Source organism: Pseudosporangium ferrugineum (assembly GCF_003002065.1).
Taxonomy (GTDB): Bacteria; Actinomycetota; Actinomycetes; order Mycobacteriales; family Micromonosporaceae; genus Actinoplanes; species Actinoplanes ferrugineus_A.
This window is the reverse complement of record NZ_PVZG01000009.1, coordinates 1-15,498: the sequence shown is the minus strand read 5'-3', so window position 1 is coordinate 15,498 and position 15,498 is coordinate 1. Positions and strand designations below refer to the sequence as shown.

General features: G+C 71.8%; 13 protein-coding genes and 1 pseudogene. 9 read left to right on the top strand and 5 right to left on the bottom strand.

The features are described from left to right. The first annotated feature begins 50 nt into the window (after nt 1-50). Together ctaD and CLV70_RS19560 are read left to right on the top strand one after the other, a co-directional pair. Nucleotides 51-1,796 (top strand): aa3-type cytochrome oxidase subunit I, encoded by a 1,746-nt coding sequence (ctaD, locus tag CLV70_RS19565; RefSeq protein ID WP_106127980.1) that lies wholly within the window; start codon nt 51-53, stop codon nt 1,794-1,796. A 294-nt stretch (nt 1,797-2,090) separates the two neighbouring features. Continuing rightward, nucleotides 2,091-3,368 (top strand): MFS transporter, encoded by a 1,278-nt coding sequence (locus CLV70_RS19560; protein WP_106127979.1) that lies wholly within the window; start codon nt 2,091-2,093, stop codon nt 3,366-3,368. 15 nt (nt 3,369-3,383) lie between these two features. Here CLV70_RS19560 and CLV70_RS19555 read toward each other — a convergent pair whose 3' ends face one another. The 3 genes from CLV70_RS19555 to CLV70_RS19545 are packed head-to-tail and all read right to left on the bottom strand — an operon-like array spanning nt 3,384 to nt 7,872. After that, complete coding sequence (locus tag CLV70_RS19555; protein ID WP_106127978.1) at nt 3,384-3,965, bottom strand: isochorismatase family protein; 582 nt, start codon at nt 3,963-3,965, stop codon at nt 3,384-3,386. A 22-nt stretch (nt 3,966-3,987) separates the two neighbouring features. Beyond that, nucleotides 3,988-5,277 (bottom strand): nicotinate phosphoribosyltransferase, encoded by a 1,290-nt coding sequence (locus tag CLV70_RS19550; protein ID WP_281260475.1) that lies wholly within the window; start codon nt 5,275-5,277, stop codon nt 3,988-3,990. 9 nt (nt 5,278-5,286) lie between these two features. Beyond that, nucleotides 5,287-7,872 carry a helix-turn-helix transcriptional regulator gene (locus CLV70_RS19545; protein ID WP_106127977.1) on the bottom strand — a complete coding sequence of 862 codons (2,586 nt, stop codon included), beginning with the start codon at nt 7,870-7,872 and terminating at the stop codon, nt 5,287-5,289. 360 nt (nt 7,873-8,232) lie between these two features. Between CLV70_RS19545 and clpS the strand changes: the two genes are divergently transcribed. After that, nucleotides 8,233-8,523 carry an ATP-dependent Clp protease adapter ClpS gene (gene clpS, locus CLV70_RS19540; RefSeq protein ID WP_106127976.1) on the top strand — a complete coding sequence of 97 codons (291 nt, stop codon included), beginning with the start codon at nt 8,233-8,235 and terminating at the stop codon, nt 8,521-8,523. 40 nt (nt 8,524-8,563) lie between these two features. Further along, the gene (locus CLV70_RS19535; protein ID WP_106127975.1) at nt 8,564-9,073 is read left to right on the top strand and encodes a DUF2017 domain-containing protein; all 510 of its coding nucleotides are present in this window, start codon (nt 8,564-8,566) and stop codon (nt 9,071-9,073) included. A gap of 298 nt (nt 9,074-9,371) precedes the next feature. On the opposite strand, the gene CLV70_RS19530 is transcribed toward CLV70_RS19535, so the two are convergent. Next, the gene (locus tag CLV70_RS19530) at nt 9,372-10,232 is read right to left on the bottom strand and encodes an aldo/keto reductase (protein WP_106127974.1); all 861 of its coding nucleotides are present in this window, start codon (nt 10,230-10,232) and stop codon (nt 9,372-9,374) included. Between the two features lie 87 nt (nt 10,233-10,319). Between CLV70_RS19530 and CLV70_RS19525 the strand changes: the two are divergent. From CLV70_RS19525 to CLV70_RS19515, 3 genes and pseudogenes are all read left to right on the top strand, one after another. Then, nucleotides 10,320-10,822 (top strand): annotated as a pseudogene (locus CLV70_RS19525) (M67 family metallopeptidase). Between the two features lie 63 nt (nt 10,823-10,885). Beyond that, nucleotides 10,886-11,242, top strand: a complete 357-nt coding sequence (locus tag CLV70_RS19520; protein ID WP_106127973.1) for a MoaD family protein — start codon at nt 10,886-10,888, stop codon at nt 11,240-11,242. 5 nt (nt 11,243-11,247) lie between these two features. Continuing rightward, nucleotides 11,248-12,213, top strand: a complete 966-nt coding sequence (locus CLV70_RS19515; RefSeq protein WP_106127972.1) for a PLP-dependent cysteine synthase family protein — start codon at nt 11,248-11,250, stop codon at nt 12,211-12,213. Nucleotides 12,214-12,654: 441 nt separating this feature from the next. Here CLV70_RS19515 and CLV70_RS19510 read toward each other — a convergent pair whose 3' ends face one another. Continuing rightward, complete coding sequence (locus CLV70_RS19510) at nt 12,655-13,089, bottom strand: hypothetical protein (protein WP_146164098.1); 435 nt, start codon at nt 13,087-13,089, stop codon at nt 12,655-12,657. Nucleotides 13,090-13,348: 259 nt separating this feature from the next. Here CLV70_RS19510 and CLV70_RS19505 point away from each other — a divergent pair, with 259 nt between their 5' ends. Next, complete coding sequence (locus tag CLV70_RS19505; RefSeq protein ID WP_106127970.1) at nt 13,349-14,095, top strand: MBL fold metallo-hydrolase; 747 nt, start codon at nt 13,349-13,351, stop codon at nt 14,093-14,095. 61 nt (nt 14,096-14,156) lie between these two features. After that, the gene (locus CLV70_RS19500) at nt 14,157-15,407 is read left to right on the top strand and encodes a glycosyltransferase (protein ID WP_245908332.1); all 1,251 of its coding nucleotides are present in this window, start codon (nt 14,157-14,159) and stop codon (nt 15,405-15,407) included. Nucleotides 15,408-15,498: the final 91 nt, after the last annotated feature.

Below are 15,498 nucleotides of genomic sequence, written 5' to 3'. Positions count from 1 at the left end.
TTTCACTACGGGCGTACGCAGTGGGACGAACGAGACATCGGAGGCTATCCGTGACGACCGTTGCGCCTAAGCCGATCGTGACGCGGCCCTGGCCGGTCCGACAGCAGGTCAAGGGCTCGGCCCTCGCGCGGATCCTGCGGACCACGGACGCGAAGCAGATCGGGATCATGTACATGATCACCGCCTTCGTGTTCTACATCCTGGGCGGCTTCATGGCCCTGCTCATGCGCACCGAGCTGGCCCGCCCGGGCATGCAGCTGCTGTCGCCGGAGCAGTACAACCAGCTGTTCACGATGCACGGCACGATCATGCTGCTGTTCTTCGCGACGCCGATCGTCTTCGCGTTCGCGAACTTCGTGGTCCCGATCCAGATCGGCGCGCCCGACGTGTCGTTCCCGCGGCTCAACGCGTTCGCCTACTGGCTGTACCTGTTCGGCGGCACGATCACTATCGGCGGGTTCCTCGCGCCGGGCGGGGCCGCGGACTTCGGCTGGTTCGCGTACACGCCGCTGAGCAACTCGCTGCACTCGCCGGGCGTCGGCGGCAACATGTGGGTCGTCGGCCTGGCCCTCTCGGGTCTCGGCACGATCCTCGGTGGCGTCAACATCATCACGACGATCATCACGCTGCGCGCACCGGGCATGACCATGTTCCGCATGCCGATCATGACCTGGAACATCCTGGTCACCAGCCTCCTGGTGATCATGGTCTTCCCGTTCCTGGCCGCCGCGCTCTTCGCCCTCGCCGCCGACCGCATCCTCGGCGCCCACGTCTTCGACGTCGACACCGGCGGCCCGATGCTGTGGCAGCACCTGTTCTGGTTCTTCGGCCACCCCGAGGTCTACATCATCGCGCTGCCGTTCTTCGGCATCATCACCGAGGTCATCCCGGTGTTCAGCCGCAAGCCGGTCTTCGGCTACAAGGGCCTGGTCGGCGCGACCCTGCTGATCGCGGCGCTGTCCATGAGCGTGTGGGCGCACCACATGTTCGTCACCGGCCAGGTGCTGCTGCCGTTCTTCAGCTTCCTGAGCTTCCTCATCGCCGTGCCGACGGGCATGAAGTTCTTCGTGTGGATCGGCACGATGTGGCGCGGCCAGATCAGCTTCGAGACCCCGATGATGTTCGCGCTCGGCTTCCTGGTGACGTTCCTCTTCGGCGGCCTCTCCGGCGTGCTGCTGGCCGCCCCGCCGATCGACTTCCACGTCTCGGACTCGTACTTCGTCATCGCGCACTTCCACTACGTGCTCTTCGGCACGATCGTGTTCGCCGTGTTCTCCGGCATCTACTTCTGGTTCCCGAAGATGTTCGGGCGGATGCTCGACGACCGCCTCGGCAAGATTCACTTCTGGCTGACGTTCATCGGCTTCCACGCCACGTTCCTGGTGCAGCACTGGCTCGGCGCCGAGGGCATGCCCCGCCGCTACGCCGACTACCTGGACACGGACGGCTTCACGTTCCTCAACACGTTCTCGACGGTCGGCTCGTTCGTCCTGGGCGCCTCGACCCTGCCGTTCATCTACAACGTCTGGAAGTCCTACAAGGTCGGCCAGCTCGTCACGGTCGACGACCCCTGGGGTGCGGGTAACAGCCTCGAATGGGCCACGTCGTCCCCGCCGCCGCTCCGCAACTTCGACCGCATGCCCCGCATCCGCTCGGAGCGCCCCGCCTTCGACGCCAAGTACCCGGAACTCGCCGCCGGCGAGCAGTCGATCGCGGGCCCGCCGGAAGGCGGCGCCCGCCCCCTGACCAGCGAATCCGACGGCGGCGCCACCTACCGCGAGGACGCGTCCAGGTAGCCACCGCAGCATCGACGAGCAGCCCGTCCCGGCCAGGCGCCGGGGCGGGCTGCTCGCTGTTTCGGCCCCGCGCCGAGCCGTCGTTCCCACCCTCGACGGCGTCCACGGCTGCCCAGTGTTCCCGGCCCGCACCTCGTCCGGTCCGGGGTGGTGTGTCCGAAGTCGTCCGGGCGGGTGGGTTTCCCGGGGGCTTCCGGGCGGTAGTGGCTTCCCGGGGCCCGCAGTGAGCTCCATCAAATCCGTTGGGAATGTCGTACCCCTCACGGAGACTGGCGGGCGGAGGTTAGGACCCCGATGACACTCACGCCTTACCGCGAGACCCTCGCCCTGCGCGGGATCCCGTCGCTGCTGTTCGTGGCGACGCTGGCCCGCATCCCGATCACCGCGGGGACGGTCACGATCACCCTGCACGTCACCCAGGACCTGCACCTCGGGTACGGGGCCGCCGGGCTGGTCGGCGCCTTCTTCACCATCGGGAGCTCGGTCGGGGCGCCGGTCATGGGCCGGATCACCGACCGGAAGGGGCTGCGGCCCGTCCTCGTGCTGACCACCGTCGCCGAGGTCACGTTCTGGACCGCCGCGCAGGCCATGCCGTACTGGGCGCTGCTCTTCGCCGCGCTGGTCGGCGGGTTCCTGACGCTGCCCGCCTTCGCCGTCGCGCGGCAGTCGATCGCCGCGCTGGCACCCGAGTCGCACCGGCTGCCGGCCTTCGCGCTCGACTCCATCACCACCGAGCTGTCGTTCATGGCCGGGCCGGCGCTGGGCGTGCTGATCTCCACGACGGCCGGGGCCCGCACGGCGATGTTCGCGGTCGGCGCCGGCATTCTGCTGTCCGGCGTCGGGCTCTACCTGCTCAATCCGCCGATCCGCGGCAAGGGCGAGGCGCCGATCTCGGCCGGCGAACGGGTGCCCCGGCGCGCCTGGCTGAGCCCGCGGCTGATCGCCGTGCTCGCCATCAGCAGCGCCGCCACCCTGGTGCTCAGCGGCACGGACGTGGCGGTGGTCGCCGTGCTGCAGCACTCCGGGGAGGTGCAGTGGACGGGGGCGGTGCTCGCCATGTGGGCGTGCTACTCGTTGCTGGGCGGTTTCGCGTACGGAACGGTCAAGAAGGGTTTTTCGCCCCTGACCCTGCTGGCGCCGATGGCCCTGCTCACGATCCCGGTGGGGCTCGGCGGCGGCCACTGGTGGCTGCTCGGCCTCCTGCTGCTGCCGGCGGGAGCCCTGTGCGCGCCGACGATCACGGCCACGGCCGACGCGGTCAGCCGCCTGACCCCCGCGGCCGCCCGCGGCGAGGCGATGGGCTGGCACAACTCGTCGCTGACCGTGGGCGTCGCGCTCGGCGCCCCGCTGGCGGGCGTGGTGATGGACTCGACCTCGCCGTCCTGGGGCTTCGTGGCGGTCGGCGGTGTGGGTCTGCTGGTGGCGGTGCTGGTGCTGCCGGCCGAGGCCCGCAGGCGGGGGCGAAAGGCGGCCGGCACACAGGCGGGGGACGCCCACGCGTGGGAGAACGGCATGGCCGGCCCGGCCACCGACCTCCCCGCGCCGGACGACGCTGCGTCGCCCGCGAGGTGAGGTGAGGGTCGCCGGTCAGGCGGGGAGGACTACCGGCCTGCCCGTTGTGGCGATCTCGGCCTCGGCGAACTGGGTGAGGGCCGTCGCCGTGGTCGCCTCGGCCACGCCGGCGGTCAGGTCCAGCAGGACGGTCGTCGTGAAGCCCGCGGTTCGCGCGTCCAGGGCCGTGGCGCGCACGCAGTGGTCCGTGGCGATGCCCACCACGTCCACCTCCGTCACGTCGCGGGTGCGGAGCCAGCCGGCCAGTTCCTCGCCGGTGTCGGTGTGGCCCTCGAAGCCGGAGTACGCCGCCGCGTGCTCGCCCTTGTGGAAGATCGCCTCGACGCGGCCGGTGTCGAGGGCCGGGTGGAAGTCCGAGCCGGCGGTTCCGGCGACGCAGTGGGCCGGCCAGGAGTCGACGAAGTCCGGGTGCGAGCTGAAGTGCGGGCCCGGGTCGATGTGATAATCCTTGGTCGCCACGACGTGGTCCCAGCGCCCCGCGGAGCCGGCGAGCGCGGACGAGATGGCCGCGGCGACGCCCGCGCCGCCCTGGACGGCGAGGGAACCGCCCTCGCAGAAGTCGTTCTGGACGTCGACGATGATGAGCGCGCGCGGCACGGAACCTCCGAAAAGAAGACGGTCAGCTGGTCGGGACGACGGTGACCGGGATGGCCGGGTCGCCGGCGGAGAGCTTGAGGCCCTCCCACGGGATCGAGATCAGGCACTGCCGCAGGTGGTCGCGGGATTCCGCCAGCGTCGGCGCCTCGACGATCTCGCCGGCGGCCACGTACGAGCGTTGCAGCAGCCGGTCGTTCGCCTGGTGGTCCGGCACGCCCTGGGAGACCACGATCTCCTCGGTCGCCGTACCCGTGGGCTTGTGCCGGCGGATGGCGGTCTTGCGGCCGCCGACCGTGGCCTTGTTCTCCGAGCGCTTGACGACCGCGCGCCCTTCGACCTCGACGAGCTTGTAGACCAGGCCCGCGGTGGGCGCGCCGGAGCCGGTCACCACCGCGGTGCCGGCGCCGTACATGTCGACCGGTTCCGCCGCCAGGGTGGCGATCGCGTACTCGTCCATGTCGCCCGAGACAATGATCTTGGTTTCGGTGGCGCCGAGGGAGTCCAGGAGTTCGCGGGAGTGCTGGGCCAGCACCGAGAGGTCGCCCGAGTCGATGCGGACCGCGCGCAGGTCGGGGCCGGCCACCGCGATCGCGTTGCGGATGCCCTGGGCGATGTCGTACGTGTCCACGAGCAGCGTCGTGTTCTTGCCCAGCGCGGCCACCTGCGACGCGAACGCGGCCGGCTCGTCGTCGTGCAGGAGCGTGAACGCGTGTGCCGACGTACCCGTGGTCGGGATGCCGTAGCGGCTGCCCGCGGCAAGGTTGGACGTGGTGGCGAAGCCCGCGAGGTACGCCGCCCGCGCCGACGCCACCGCGGCCTGCTCGTGGGTACGCCGGGAGCCCATCTCGATGATCGGCCGGCCCCGAGCGGCGGTGACCATGCGGGCGGCGGCCGAGGCGATGGCGCTGTCGTGGTTGAGCACCGACAGGATGAGCGTCTCCAGCACCACGCATTCCGCGAAGCCGCCGGACACCGTCAGGATCGGTGAGCCGGGGAAGAACAGCTCGCCCTCGGCGTACCCGTCGATGTCGCCCGTGAACCGGTAGTCCGCGAGCCAGGCCGCCGTCGTCTCGTCGACGATGCCGGCCTTCCGCAGGAAGGTGATCTCCTGCTCGGTGAAGCGGAAGTCGCGGATCAGCTCGATCAACCGGCCCTGGCCGGCGGCGACGCCGTAGCGGCGGCCGGTGGGCAGGCGCCGGGCGAACACCTCGAAGACGCTGCGGCGGTGCGCGGTGCCGTCCTTGAGGGCCGCGCTGACCATGGTCAGCCCGTACTGATCGGTCAGCAGCGCGGGGGAGAACTCGTCCGTCACGCCCCCACCCTATTGCGGAAGCAGGCGGAGTGCGGGGGCAAGCTCGTTGCGACCGTTCACTCCCAGCTTGGTGTAGACGCGCTGTAGGTGATTCTCCACGGTACGTGGTGAGAGGAAGAGCAGGTCGGCGATCTCCCGGCTCCGGACGCCGCCCGCCGCCAGCTCGGCGACCTGCCGTTCCCGTACGGTCAGGGTGGGCTGCACCGCCATCAGGGCCGGGGTCCGCAGCACGTCGCAGCGGGCCAGCACGTCGGCGAGCAGGGTGCTGGCCGCCAGCGCCTGGGCGTCCCGGGCGGCCCGGAAGATGCGGACCGCGCCCGCCGCCGCCTCGGCCGCGTACACCTGGTAGCCGAGCGCGGAGAGGTCGCGGGCCACCGCGAGGTGGGTGCCGCCGTCGGTGCCGGCGGTGGCGTGGCGGATCAGCACGGGTGCGGCCCGGCCGCCGACCGTCGGCGCCATCGCGGCCATCCGGTCCGCGACCAGGTCCGCCCGGCCGAGCCGGACAAGATCGTACAAAGCGATCAACTCGATCGCGTGGAAGCCGTCCTCACGCAGCCGGTTGGCGAGCTCCAGCAGCATCCGTACGGCGCCGGTCACGTCCCCCGCGCACGCCTGCGTCCACGCCCGGGCCTGCTGCCGCCACGCGTAGTAGAGCCCGGAGGGGCGGGCGGCGGCGGCCTCCGCGATCGTCAGCGACGCCCGGGCCAGGGGGTGGTCGCCGCGCTGCGCCGCGATGATGGCCCGCGCGAAGTGGGCGCTGCCGTCGTAGACGCTCGCCATGGACAGCGTGGCGCAGGCCTGCTCGACGGCCCGCAGCGCCTCGTCGGTGCGGCCGCGCATCCACGCCGCCCGGGACTGGAGCAGCGACACCCACGCCGAACCGAAGCCGAAGCCGCCGGCCTGTGCGAGGTCGGCGAACTCGGCGGCCAGGATCCGGTCGATCGCCGGGAGGTCCAGCGACACCGTCACCAGCGTGCCCTCGGCCATCTGGAGCGCGTACTGCAACGCCGGGATGTCGCGCCGCCAGGCGATCGTCTCCGCCCCGGCCGCCGTCAGCAGCGCCCGCGCGCCGTCCTGGTCGCCGCTGAGCGCCGCGAGCAGGGAGAGCACGCACTTCGCCAGCCCGCGCGCCGGAGTGCTCGCCTCGGGCGCGTCGGCCACCAGCGAGGCCAGCTCCCGGGCGTGCGGGACCTGGCCGATCTGCAGCCGCAGGAACGCCTCGACCGCGTGCGCCCTGGCAGCGTCGGCCGGGTCGGTGAGGGTGACGGCGGCGAGGTCGTCGGCGGCCTCCGTGCGGCCGAGGCCGAAGAACTCCACGGTCGCGCGGGCGGTCATCCGGCGTACCCCGTCGTCGGGCGCGCCGTCCAGGACCGCGAGCGCCGCGTCCGCCTCGTCGGCGAAGAGCAGGGCCGTGGCCAGCAGGTCGGCGGCCGGATAGCCGGCGCCCGCCTCGTACGCCGCCGACGCCAGGCGCCGGGTGAGGGGCACGTCGAACCGGGCGAAGGCCTGCCCCGCCGCGTCGAGCAGCAGGGCGCCGTCCTGGGCCGTGCCCGAATCGAGGCGCCAGACGGCGACCCGCAGCAGGTCGTCGCGGCGCCGGCCACCGGCGGTCTCGACCAGATCGGCGAGCTTCGCCAGCAGGCGCCGGGACCGGGTGACCGGGCATCGCCGCCGCACCACCTCGCCATAGAGCGGATGCGCCAGCCGGACGTCGTGGCGGCGTTCGTCGCGGTCCACGCGGATCAGCCCGCGCTCCTCCGCCGCCTCCACGTCCGCCGGGTCGGCGGCGCGCAGCAGGACCTGTAACCCGATCGGTTCGCCGAGCGAGACCATTTCCAGCACGTCACGGACGCCGGTACTCAGGCTCCCGACGCGGGCGTCGACGAGCTCGGCCAGGCTCGGCGCCAGCGCCAGGCGGCCGGTCCAGCGCCAGAATCCGTACGCCTGGAGCAGCGCGCCGCCCCGCAGTGCCGCCATGATCAGCTCGCGCAGCAGCAGCGGGTTGCCGCCGCCCAGGTGGCACAGCCGCCGCGCCGATCCGATCTCGACCGGGCCGCCGACCATGGTGTTCAGCAGCGCCCGGCTCTCGTCGATGCTCAACGGCGCCACCTCGGCGTGGTCGACCAGCCCCTCGGTCCACAATGCGGTGATCGGCGCGGGCACCGGCTCGGCGGCTCGCAGGGTGGCGAGCAGCGTGGCACCCTCCCGGACCAGCAGATGCACCAGGGCGGCGGACGGCGGGTCGAGCAGGTGGGCGTCGTCCACGGCGAGCACGGTCGGCCGGCCCCCGGCATCCGCGTGCAGGCCGTCGACGGCCCAGCGCAGCAGGCCCGCGGGGGAGAGCCCGGCCGGGGGATCCGGGGGCAGGATCTGCGCGAGCCCGCCGAACGGCAGTCCGGAGCTGGCGGTGGTGGCGGAGGCGAAGTAGACCGCCCGGCCGTCGGCGGGCAGGGGCGAGACAGCCTCGTGCAGCAGCCGGCTCTTGCCGATGCCGGCCGCACCGCTGAGGATCAGCCCACGTTCGGAGTCGCTCGTCGCGACGCTACGGAGGCGGGCCAATTCGTCGGTTCGGCCGACGAATCCCCATTGCTCCACGAGAGTCAGCATATCGAGATGCGTCACAGTCAGTTCACTGCCTGTACCCCTTCTGGCATTGAGTATGAGCCGGTCAGGGGGTGAGTAACCCGGCATCTGTCCCGCGGGACCGCCGCCGTTTACGGTTCGGCGGTGCCCCGCGCGACGTGCCCGGGTGCCGCCTGGCGGGGCGGCCCCGGGCGCCTGCCCGTACGCCCATCGGTCCTCCGCTTCCCGCCGGGATTCCGGCCGTTCCCGGGCCGGATCCCTTGTCGTTTCCGGTGTCGTTCCCCGGCGTTTCCGGTGTCATTCCCCCGCGCTTCCGGTGTCATCCCTCGGCGGTGGAGGCTTCGTCCGGGAGGGCGTGGCACGATGGGGGGCATGGCGTTGCCTCAGGTCGCTCCCGTCGAGACGCCGCAGATCGAGGAGGTACCGGCTGATGACCGGCCGTGGGTGACCATCGTCTGGGACGATCCGGTCAACTTGATGTCGTACGTGACCTGGGTGTTCCAGAAGCTCTTCGGCTACAGCCACGAGAAGGCCGAGCAGCTCATGATGGAGGTGCACAACAAGGGCAAGGCGGTGGTGTCCTCCGGCGCGCGCGAGCGCATGGAGATGGACGCCTCCCAGCTGCACGGCTACGGTCTGTGGGCGACGGTGGACCGCGCGTGACTTTTCAGCTTCAGCTCGATACGGGGTTGGTGATCGACTGATGTTCCGGCGCAACGGCGACCTGTGTGTGGCCTCCTTCGCCGTGGACGAGGTGCGGGTGCTGCGCAAGGTGGCCGGCGAGGTCGTCGGCCTCCTGATGGACGGCTTCGACCACACCGACCCGGTGGTGTCCCGGCTCTTCCCGGACATCTATCCCGACCGGCCCGACGACTCCGCCGAGTTCCGCCTCTACACCGAGGGCGACCTCAAGACGGGCAAGATCGACCAGGCCGGCGCCATCCTCGCGGCGCTGCCCGACGACGGCCCCGGCGAGGTCCGCCTGGACGGCGAGGAGGCCGAGGCCTGGCTCCGGGCGATCAACGACGCCCGGCTGGCCATGGCCACCCGGCTCGACATCAGGGCGGACACCGACCTCGGCGAGGAGCTCGACGAGGCGGTCATCCACGATCCGGCATCGAGCCGGGTGTTCCAGCTCTCCGTGTACGCGTACCTGGGCTACCTGCAGGAATCCCTGCTCAACGCCCTCCCGGGCATCGACCACCGCGCCTGACCGGCAGGGCCGCCCGGCCCGGTTGCCCACTCCTGCCCGGCAGGACCGGCTTCCGGGCGGGCCGGCTTCCGGGCGGGCCGGCTCCCGCGGGGCCGCCCCTTCCTTGCCGGGCCCGCTCGGCCTTCCCCTGCCGGACCCGGCAGGTCGGCCCTGCCCCCTGCCTGGCTGTCTTGGGCGGCTTGTCCGCGGCGCCGCCCGGCCCCTGGTCGGCCGTTCTGGGCGGCTTGCCGGGCGGCGCCGCCCGGCCCCTGGCCGGCCGTTCCGGGCGGCTTGTCCGTGGGTGCCGGGCGGGCGGGCATCAGGCGGCGTCGAGCTCGCGCAGCTCGGTGTCGTCCAGGGTCAGCTCGGCGGCCCGCACCGAGTCGGTGATCGATTCCGGGCGGCTGGCACCCGGGATCGGGATCACCACCGGGCTCTTGGCCAGCATCCACGCCAGGGTGACCTGCTGCGGGCTGACCCCGTGCGCCTCCGCGACCCGGCCGAACGCGGCGAAGCGGTTGCCCAGCTCCGCGGCCCGGCTGCTGCCGCCGAACGGCGACCAGGGCAGGAACGCCACCCCGAGCTCGTCGCAGAGCTCCAGCTCCGGCTCGGACGACCGGAAGGCCGGCGAGAACTGATTCTGTACGGACACGAGCCGCCCACCCAGAATCTCCTGCGCCTGCCGGATCTGCCGCACGTCGGCGTTGGAGATGCCCGCCATCCGGATCTTGCCCGCGTCGAGCAGGTCGCGCAGCGCCCCGATGGAGTCCTCGTACGCGACGCCGGGATCCGGCCGGTGGAACTGGTAGAGCCCGATCGCGTCGACGCCCAGCCGCTTGAGCGAGCCCTCGACCGCCTCCCGCAGGTGGGCCGGGGAGCCGTCCACCGTCCAGGAGCCGTCCCCGGGCCGCAGGTGGCCGCCCTTCGTGGCGACGAGCACCTCGGAGGTGTCCCCGCCCCAGCTCGCCAGCGCCTGGGCGATCAGCGTCTCGTTGTGGCCGACCTCGTTCGCGTGCAGGTGGTAGGCGTCGGCCGTGTCGATCAGCGTCACGCCGGCGTCCAGCGCGGCGTGGATCGTACGGATGGACCGCTCGGTGTCGGGGCGCCCCTCGATGGACATCGGCATGCCGCCGAGCCCGATCGCGCCGACCTGAAGATTCCCAATGCTTCGTTGCCTCATGGTTAACCCATACCCGACGACCTTCCCGGTACGCGGGTGAGCACTGCCACGCCCGGTTACCGCGTACGTCACGGTAATGTGAACAGCGTGCTGACCATCGACAGCGCGATCGTCAAGGCGATCGTCGCCCACGCCCGCCGGGACCACCCCGACGAGGCCTGTGGCGTGGTCACCGGCCCGATCGGGAGCGACGTGCCGACGCGCCACATCCCCATGGACAACGCGGCGCGGTCGATGACGTTCTACGAGTTCGACTCGATGGAGCAGCTGCGGGTCTGGCGCGAGATGGACGACAACGACGAGGAACCCGTCGTGATCTATCACTCGCACACCGCGACCGAGGCCTATCCGTCCCGCACGGACGTGTCGTTCGCCGGTGAGCCGGGCGCCCACTACCTGCTCGTCTCGACCCGTGAGCCGGATGTCGAGGAAATCCGTTCGTTCCGTATCGTGGACGGTGTGGTGACCGAGGAAGAGGTCAACATCGTGGATGCGACGGTGGACGCGTGAACAGGGGTGCGGACGGGGACGCCGTCCAGTCGTACATGTTCGGGCAGAGCCCGGCGTCGGTCTATTACGAGTGTCGCTGAGCGACACCTCCCGACCCGTCCCCGAACGTCTCGGCACACTCTTTCGCAAGGAGCATTACCACCATGGCTATCGAAGTTCGCGTTCCGACCATTCTGCGCAGCTACACCGGCGGCTCGAAGGTCGTCGAGGGCTCCGGTGACACCCTGTCCGGCCTGATCGACGACCTCGACTCCCGGCACAACGGCTTCAAGGGGCGGCTCATCACCCCCGAGGGCGGCCTGCACCGGTTCGTCAACATCTACGTCAACGACGAGGACGTCCGTTTCCTGGGCGCGCTCGACGCCAAGCTCAACGACGGCGACTCCGTGACCATCCTCCCGGCCGTGGCCGGCGGCGCGCTCGGCTTCGCGGCGGCGGCCGCCCTCCTGGGCCCGTCCCACCGGTCCGCCGCTACCCGCAAGCGGACCGAAGGCCGGTAAACCCGATGGCTCGCTATGAGAGCCTCCTCGACGCCTGCGGGGGCACGCCGCTGGTCGGCCTGCCCCGGCTCTCACCGACGGTGCCCGAGGGGGCGCCGCCGGTGCGGCTCTGGGCGAAGCTCGAGGACCGCAACCCGACCGGCAGCATCAAGGACCGGCCGGCGCTGTTCATGGTGCGCGAGGCGGAGGAGTCCGGCCGCCTCCGCCCCGGCGACACGATCCTCGAGCCGACCAGCGGCAACACCGGCATCTCCCTGGCCATGGTCGCGAAGCTCCGCGGCTACCGCCTGGTCTGCGTGATGCCCGAGAACGTCTCCTCGGAGCGGGTCCAACTGCTCCGCATGTACGGGGCGGAGATCATCTTCTCCCCGGCGGCGGGCGGCTCCAACCAGGCGGTGGCGGTCGCCAAGCAGATCGCGGCGGAGCACCCGGACTGGGTGATGCTCTTCCAGTACGGCAACGCCGCGAACGCCCGGGCCCACTACGAGACGACGGGCCCGGAGCTGCTGCACGACCTGCCCACGATCACCCACTTCGTGGCGGGCCTCGGCACCACCGGCACCCTCATGGGCACCGGCCGCTACCTGCGCGAAAAGGTCGACGGCATCCAGATCGTCGCGGCCGAACCCCGCTACGGCGAACTGGTGTACGGCCTCCGCAACATCGACGAGGGCTACGTCCCGGAGCTCTACGACGCCACGGTCCTCAACCGCCGCTTCTCGGTAGGCACCCGCGACGCCGTCCTCCGCACCCGCCAACTCGTCGAGGTCGAAGGCATCTTCGCCGGCTTCTCCACCGGCGCGATCCTCCACGCGGCCCTCGCCGTGGCCCACGAGGCGGTCCGGGAAGGCAGACGAGCGGACGTAGCGTTCGTGGTCTGCGACGGAGGCTGGAAGTACCTGTCGACGGGCGCCTACGGCGGCACGCTGGCGGACGCGGAGGAGGCCCTCGAAGGCCAGCTCTGGGCCTGACAGCCGCTGCCGGGTGCCGGGCGTCGGTGAGCAAGGCCGCGCCACCGGGCGGTCGGGCCGCCGGGGCGGTTAGCTAGCCGGGCCAGGCAGCCGAGACGTCAGGCAGCCCGCCGGTTCGGCTTGCCGCCGGGAGGCCGACCTCGCCCGGGCGGCGACCCCGCCGAACTCGCCGACCTCGCCTGGGCGGCAACCCCGCCGACCTCGCCGACCGCGCCTGGCCGGTGATCGCGCCGACCGCGCCTGGCCGGTGATCGCGTCGACCGCGCCTGGCCGGTGATCGCGTCGACCGCGCTTGGCCGGTGATCGCGTCGACCGCGCTTGGCCGGTGATCGCGTCGACCTCGTCCGGCCGGCGACCGCGCCGACCTCGCTTGGCCGGTGACCGCGCCGGTCTCGGCTGGCCGGTGGCTTGGCCGTCTTCTGGCCTGGGCGGGCGGGGTGGCTAGTAGGCCACCGCGAGCAGCACGTCCGCGGTCAGGGGGGCCGCCGCGGCCACCATCAGCAGCACGGGCAGCACCCGGCGGTGGATCGACAGGAAGGCGCCCACCGACAGCGCCACGCTGATCATGCCCAGGAGCGCCAGCACCCAGGTGTACCAGCCGGGTACGCCGCCGCCGATCTGGGACACCATGCCGCGGACGCCGACGCCCACGCCGGCCAGGCCGAGCAGCGACGCGTAGATCGACATGCCCAGCAGGCGGCCGGTGCCGGGTGCCGGGTCGTCGGGGGCCGGGAAGCGGAACAGCACCTCCTCGTCGTCGTGGGCGTCATGGGCGTCGCGGCCCGCCGGCCGGGTCGGCTCCCAGCCGAACGGAACCACCTCCGGCGCGGTCACTTCCCGCCGGCGGGCCGCTTTGTCGAGATTCGTCGTCGTCACTTGTCGCCCCTCCGAAATGCCCCGGGTGCCCCTTCACGGTGTGCAACGGATTCGACTCACGAGGCGTAACGCGACGGAAAATGACCCAGCTCACGGCGGGTGTGACATAGGTTGTCGATTTGACGACAAATCGATCAGACGTTTACGTGACGCGCTGGTCCCGGCGTAGGCTGCGCAGCGTGATTGACTGGTCTGCATTCTTCGCCGGTGGTCAGTCGGCGGAGTCGTGGACGACCGAGCGTGAACCAGAGGGACCCGCATGCGACTGACCGTTCTCGGCTGTGCCGGCAGTTTTCCCGGCCCCGAGTCGGCCTGTTCCGCCTACCTCGTGGAGGCCGACGGCTTCCGGCTCCTGATCGACTTCGGCTCGGGTTCCCTGTCCGCGCTCCAGCGTTACGCGGGCATCGATGCCGTTGATGCGATCCTTCTCACCCACCTCCACTGCGATCACATGCTCGACGCCTGCACCTACGTCGTGGTGCGCCGCTACGCCCCGGGCGGCCCGATGCCCCCGCTGCCGGTCTACGCGCCCCTCGGCGCCGCCGAGCGCATCTCCGCCGCCTACAGCTCCGAGAACGAGCCCGTCGACGACGTCTACACCTTCTACGGCCTCCAGCCCGGCACCTTCCCGATCGGCCCGTTCACCGTCACGGCCGACCGGGTCAACCATCCGATCGAAACCTATGGCGTACGCGTAGAGCACGGCGGCCACGTCCTCGCGTACTCCTCGGACACCGCCCCCTGCGAGCCGCTGTTGCGCCTGGCACAGGGCGCGGACCTGTTCCTCTGCGAAGCGAGCTACCTCGACGGCATCCCCAACCCTCCTGACCTGCACCTGACCGGCGGCGAGGCCGGCGAGGCCGCCACCAAGGCGGACGTGCGCCGCCTGCTGCTGACACATCTGGTGCCCGCATGGGGTTCCGAGGCCTCTACAGTGGAGGCCGCCTGCGCCGCGTACGCGGGTCCGGTTGAGGTGGTACGCCCCGGTGCCCGCTACGATCTCTGAGCTTGCCGAGGGGACGGCACGAGCGAACCATCGACTCGACAGTGACCTTGGAGTGCCCTGCATGACCGGTGGATCAGTGGGCGGGCGCGGACTGCGCATCGTCCGACTGGCGAACTTCGTCTCACCTCGTTCCGGCGGCCTGCGTACCGCCCTGCGCCACCTCGGCGAGGGCTACCGGCGGGCGGGCCACGAGCCGATCCTGATCGTGCCGGGCCGCGAACGCGCCGACGAGATGACCGAGCAGGGCCGTGTTATCACGCTGCCGGGCCACCACCTGCCGCGCACCGGCGGTTACCGGGTGCTGGCCGGCCGCCGCGAGCTCGCCCGCCTCCTGGACGAGCTGGCCCCGGACCGCATCGAGGTCTCCGACCGGGCCACCCTGCGGTGGACCGGCCGCTGGGCCCGTGAGCGCGGGGTCCGCTCGATGATGGTCTCCCACGAGAGCCTCGCCGGCCTGCTGGGCGTCTGGGGGCTGCCGCACCGCGACTCGCTCGCCGACCGGCTCAACCGTCGTACGGCGGAGGCGTTCGACCAGATCGTCTGCACCACCGCCTTCGCCGCCGCGGAGTTCCGCCGCCTCGGCGTGCCCAACCTGGTGGAGATCCCGCTCGGCGTGAACCTGCGCCAGTTCCACCCCAGCCGCCGCGACCCCGCCGTCCGCGACCGGTACGCCCGCCCGGACGAACTGCTCGTCGTCTACTGCAGCCGGCTCTCCGCGGACAAGCGGCCGGAGCTGGCCGTGGACACCATCGGTGCGCTGCGCGCCGCCAAGGCCCCCGCCGTGCTGGTCCTGGCGGGCGACGGGGCACGCCGGGCCGCCCTCGCCTACCGCGCGGCACGGCTGCCGGTCCGCTTCGCAGGTCACATCACGGACCGTGACGCCGTGGCGGCGCTGCTGGCGAGCGCCGACGTCGCCGTGGCGCCGGGTCCGGTGGAGACGTTCGGGCTGGCCGCCCTGGAGGCGCTGGCCTGCGGAACGCCCGTGGTGGTCAACGCCGCGAGCGCGTTGCCCGAGGTCGTCGGGGAGGCCGGGGTCGCCGTGCCGGGGACGCCGGAGGCGTTTGCTGAGGGCGTACGGAAAATTATGGACCGTCCTGAGCAGGAACGCCGCGATGCTGCCCGGGCCCGCGCGGAGCTTTTCGGCTGGCCGCAGGCGGTCGAGGGTTTCCTGCGGGCGCACGGCGCGCAGCCGGCACTGCGGGCGCCGACCATGCTGGCCCGGCAGACCGCGCGGTCCCTGCGCCCGGCTGTCCCGGTGCCGGTCGCGGCGGGGTCCCGGGTCTGGGCCACCGCCTCCGCCGACCGCGTCTAGTGTGCTGCGCCGGAAATTCGCCTGTTAAGTCGGTGTAGGGTGGGTTGATGGCACGAACCGGGCGCCCGACTGCACCGCTGGTGTTGACCGA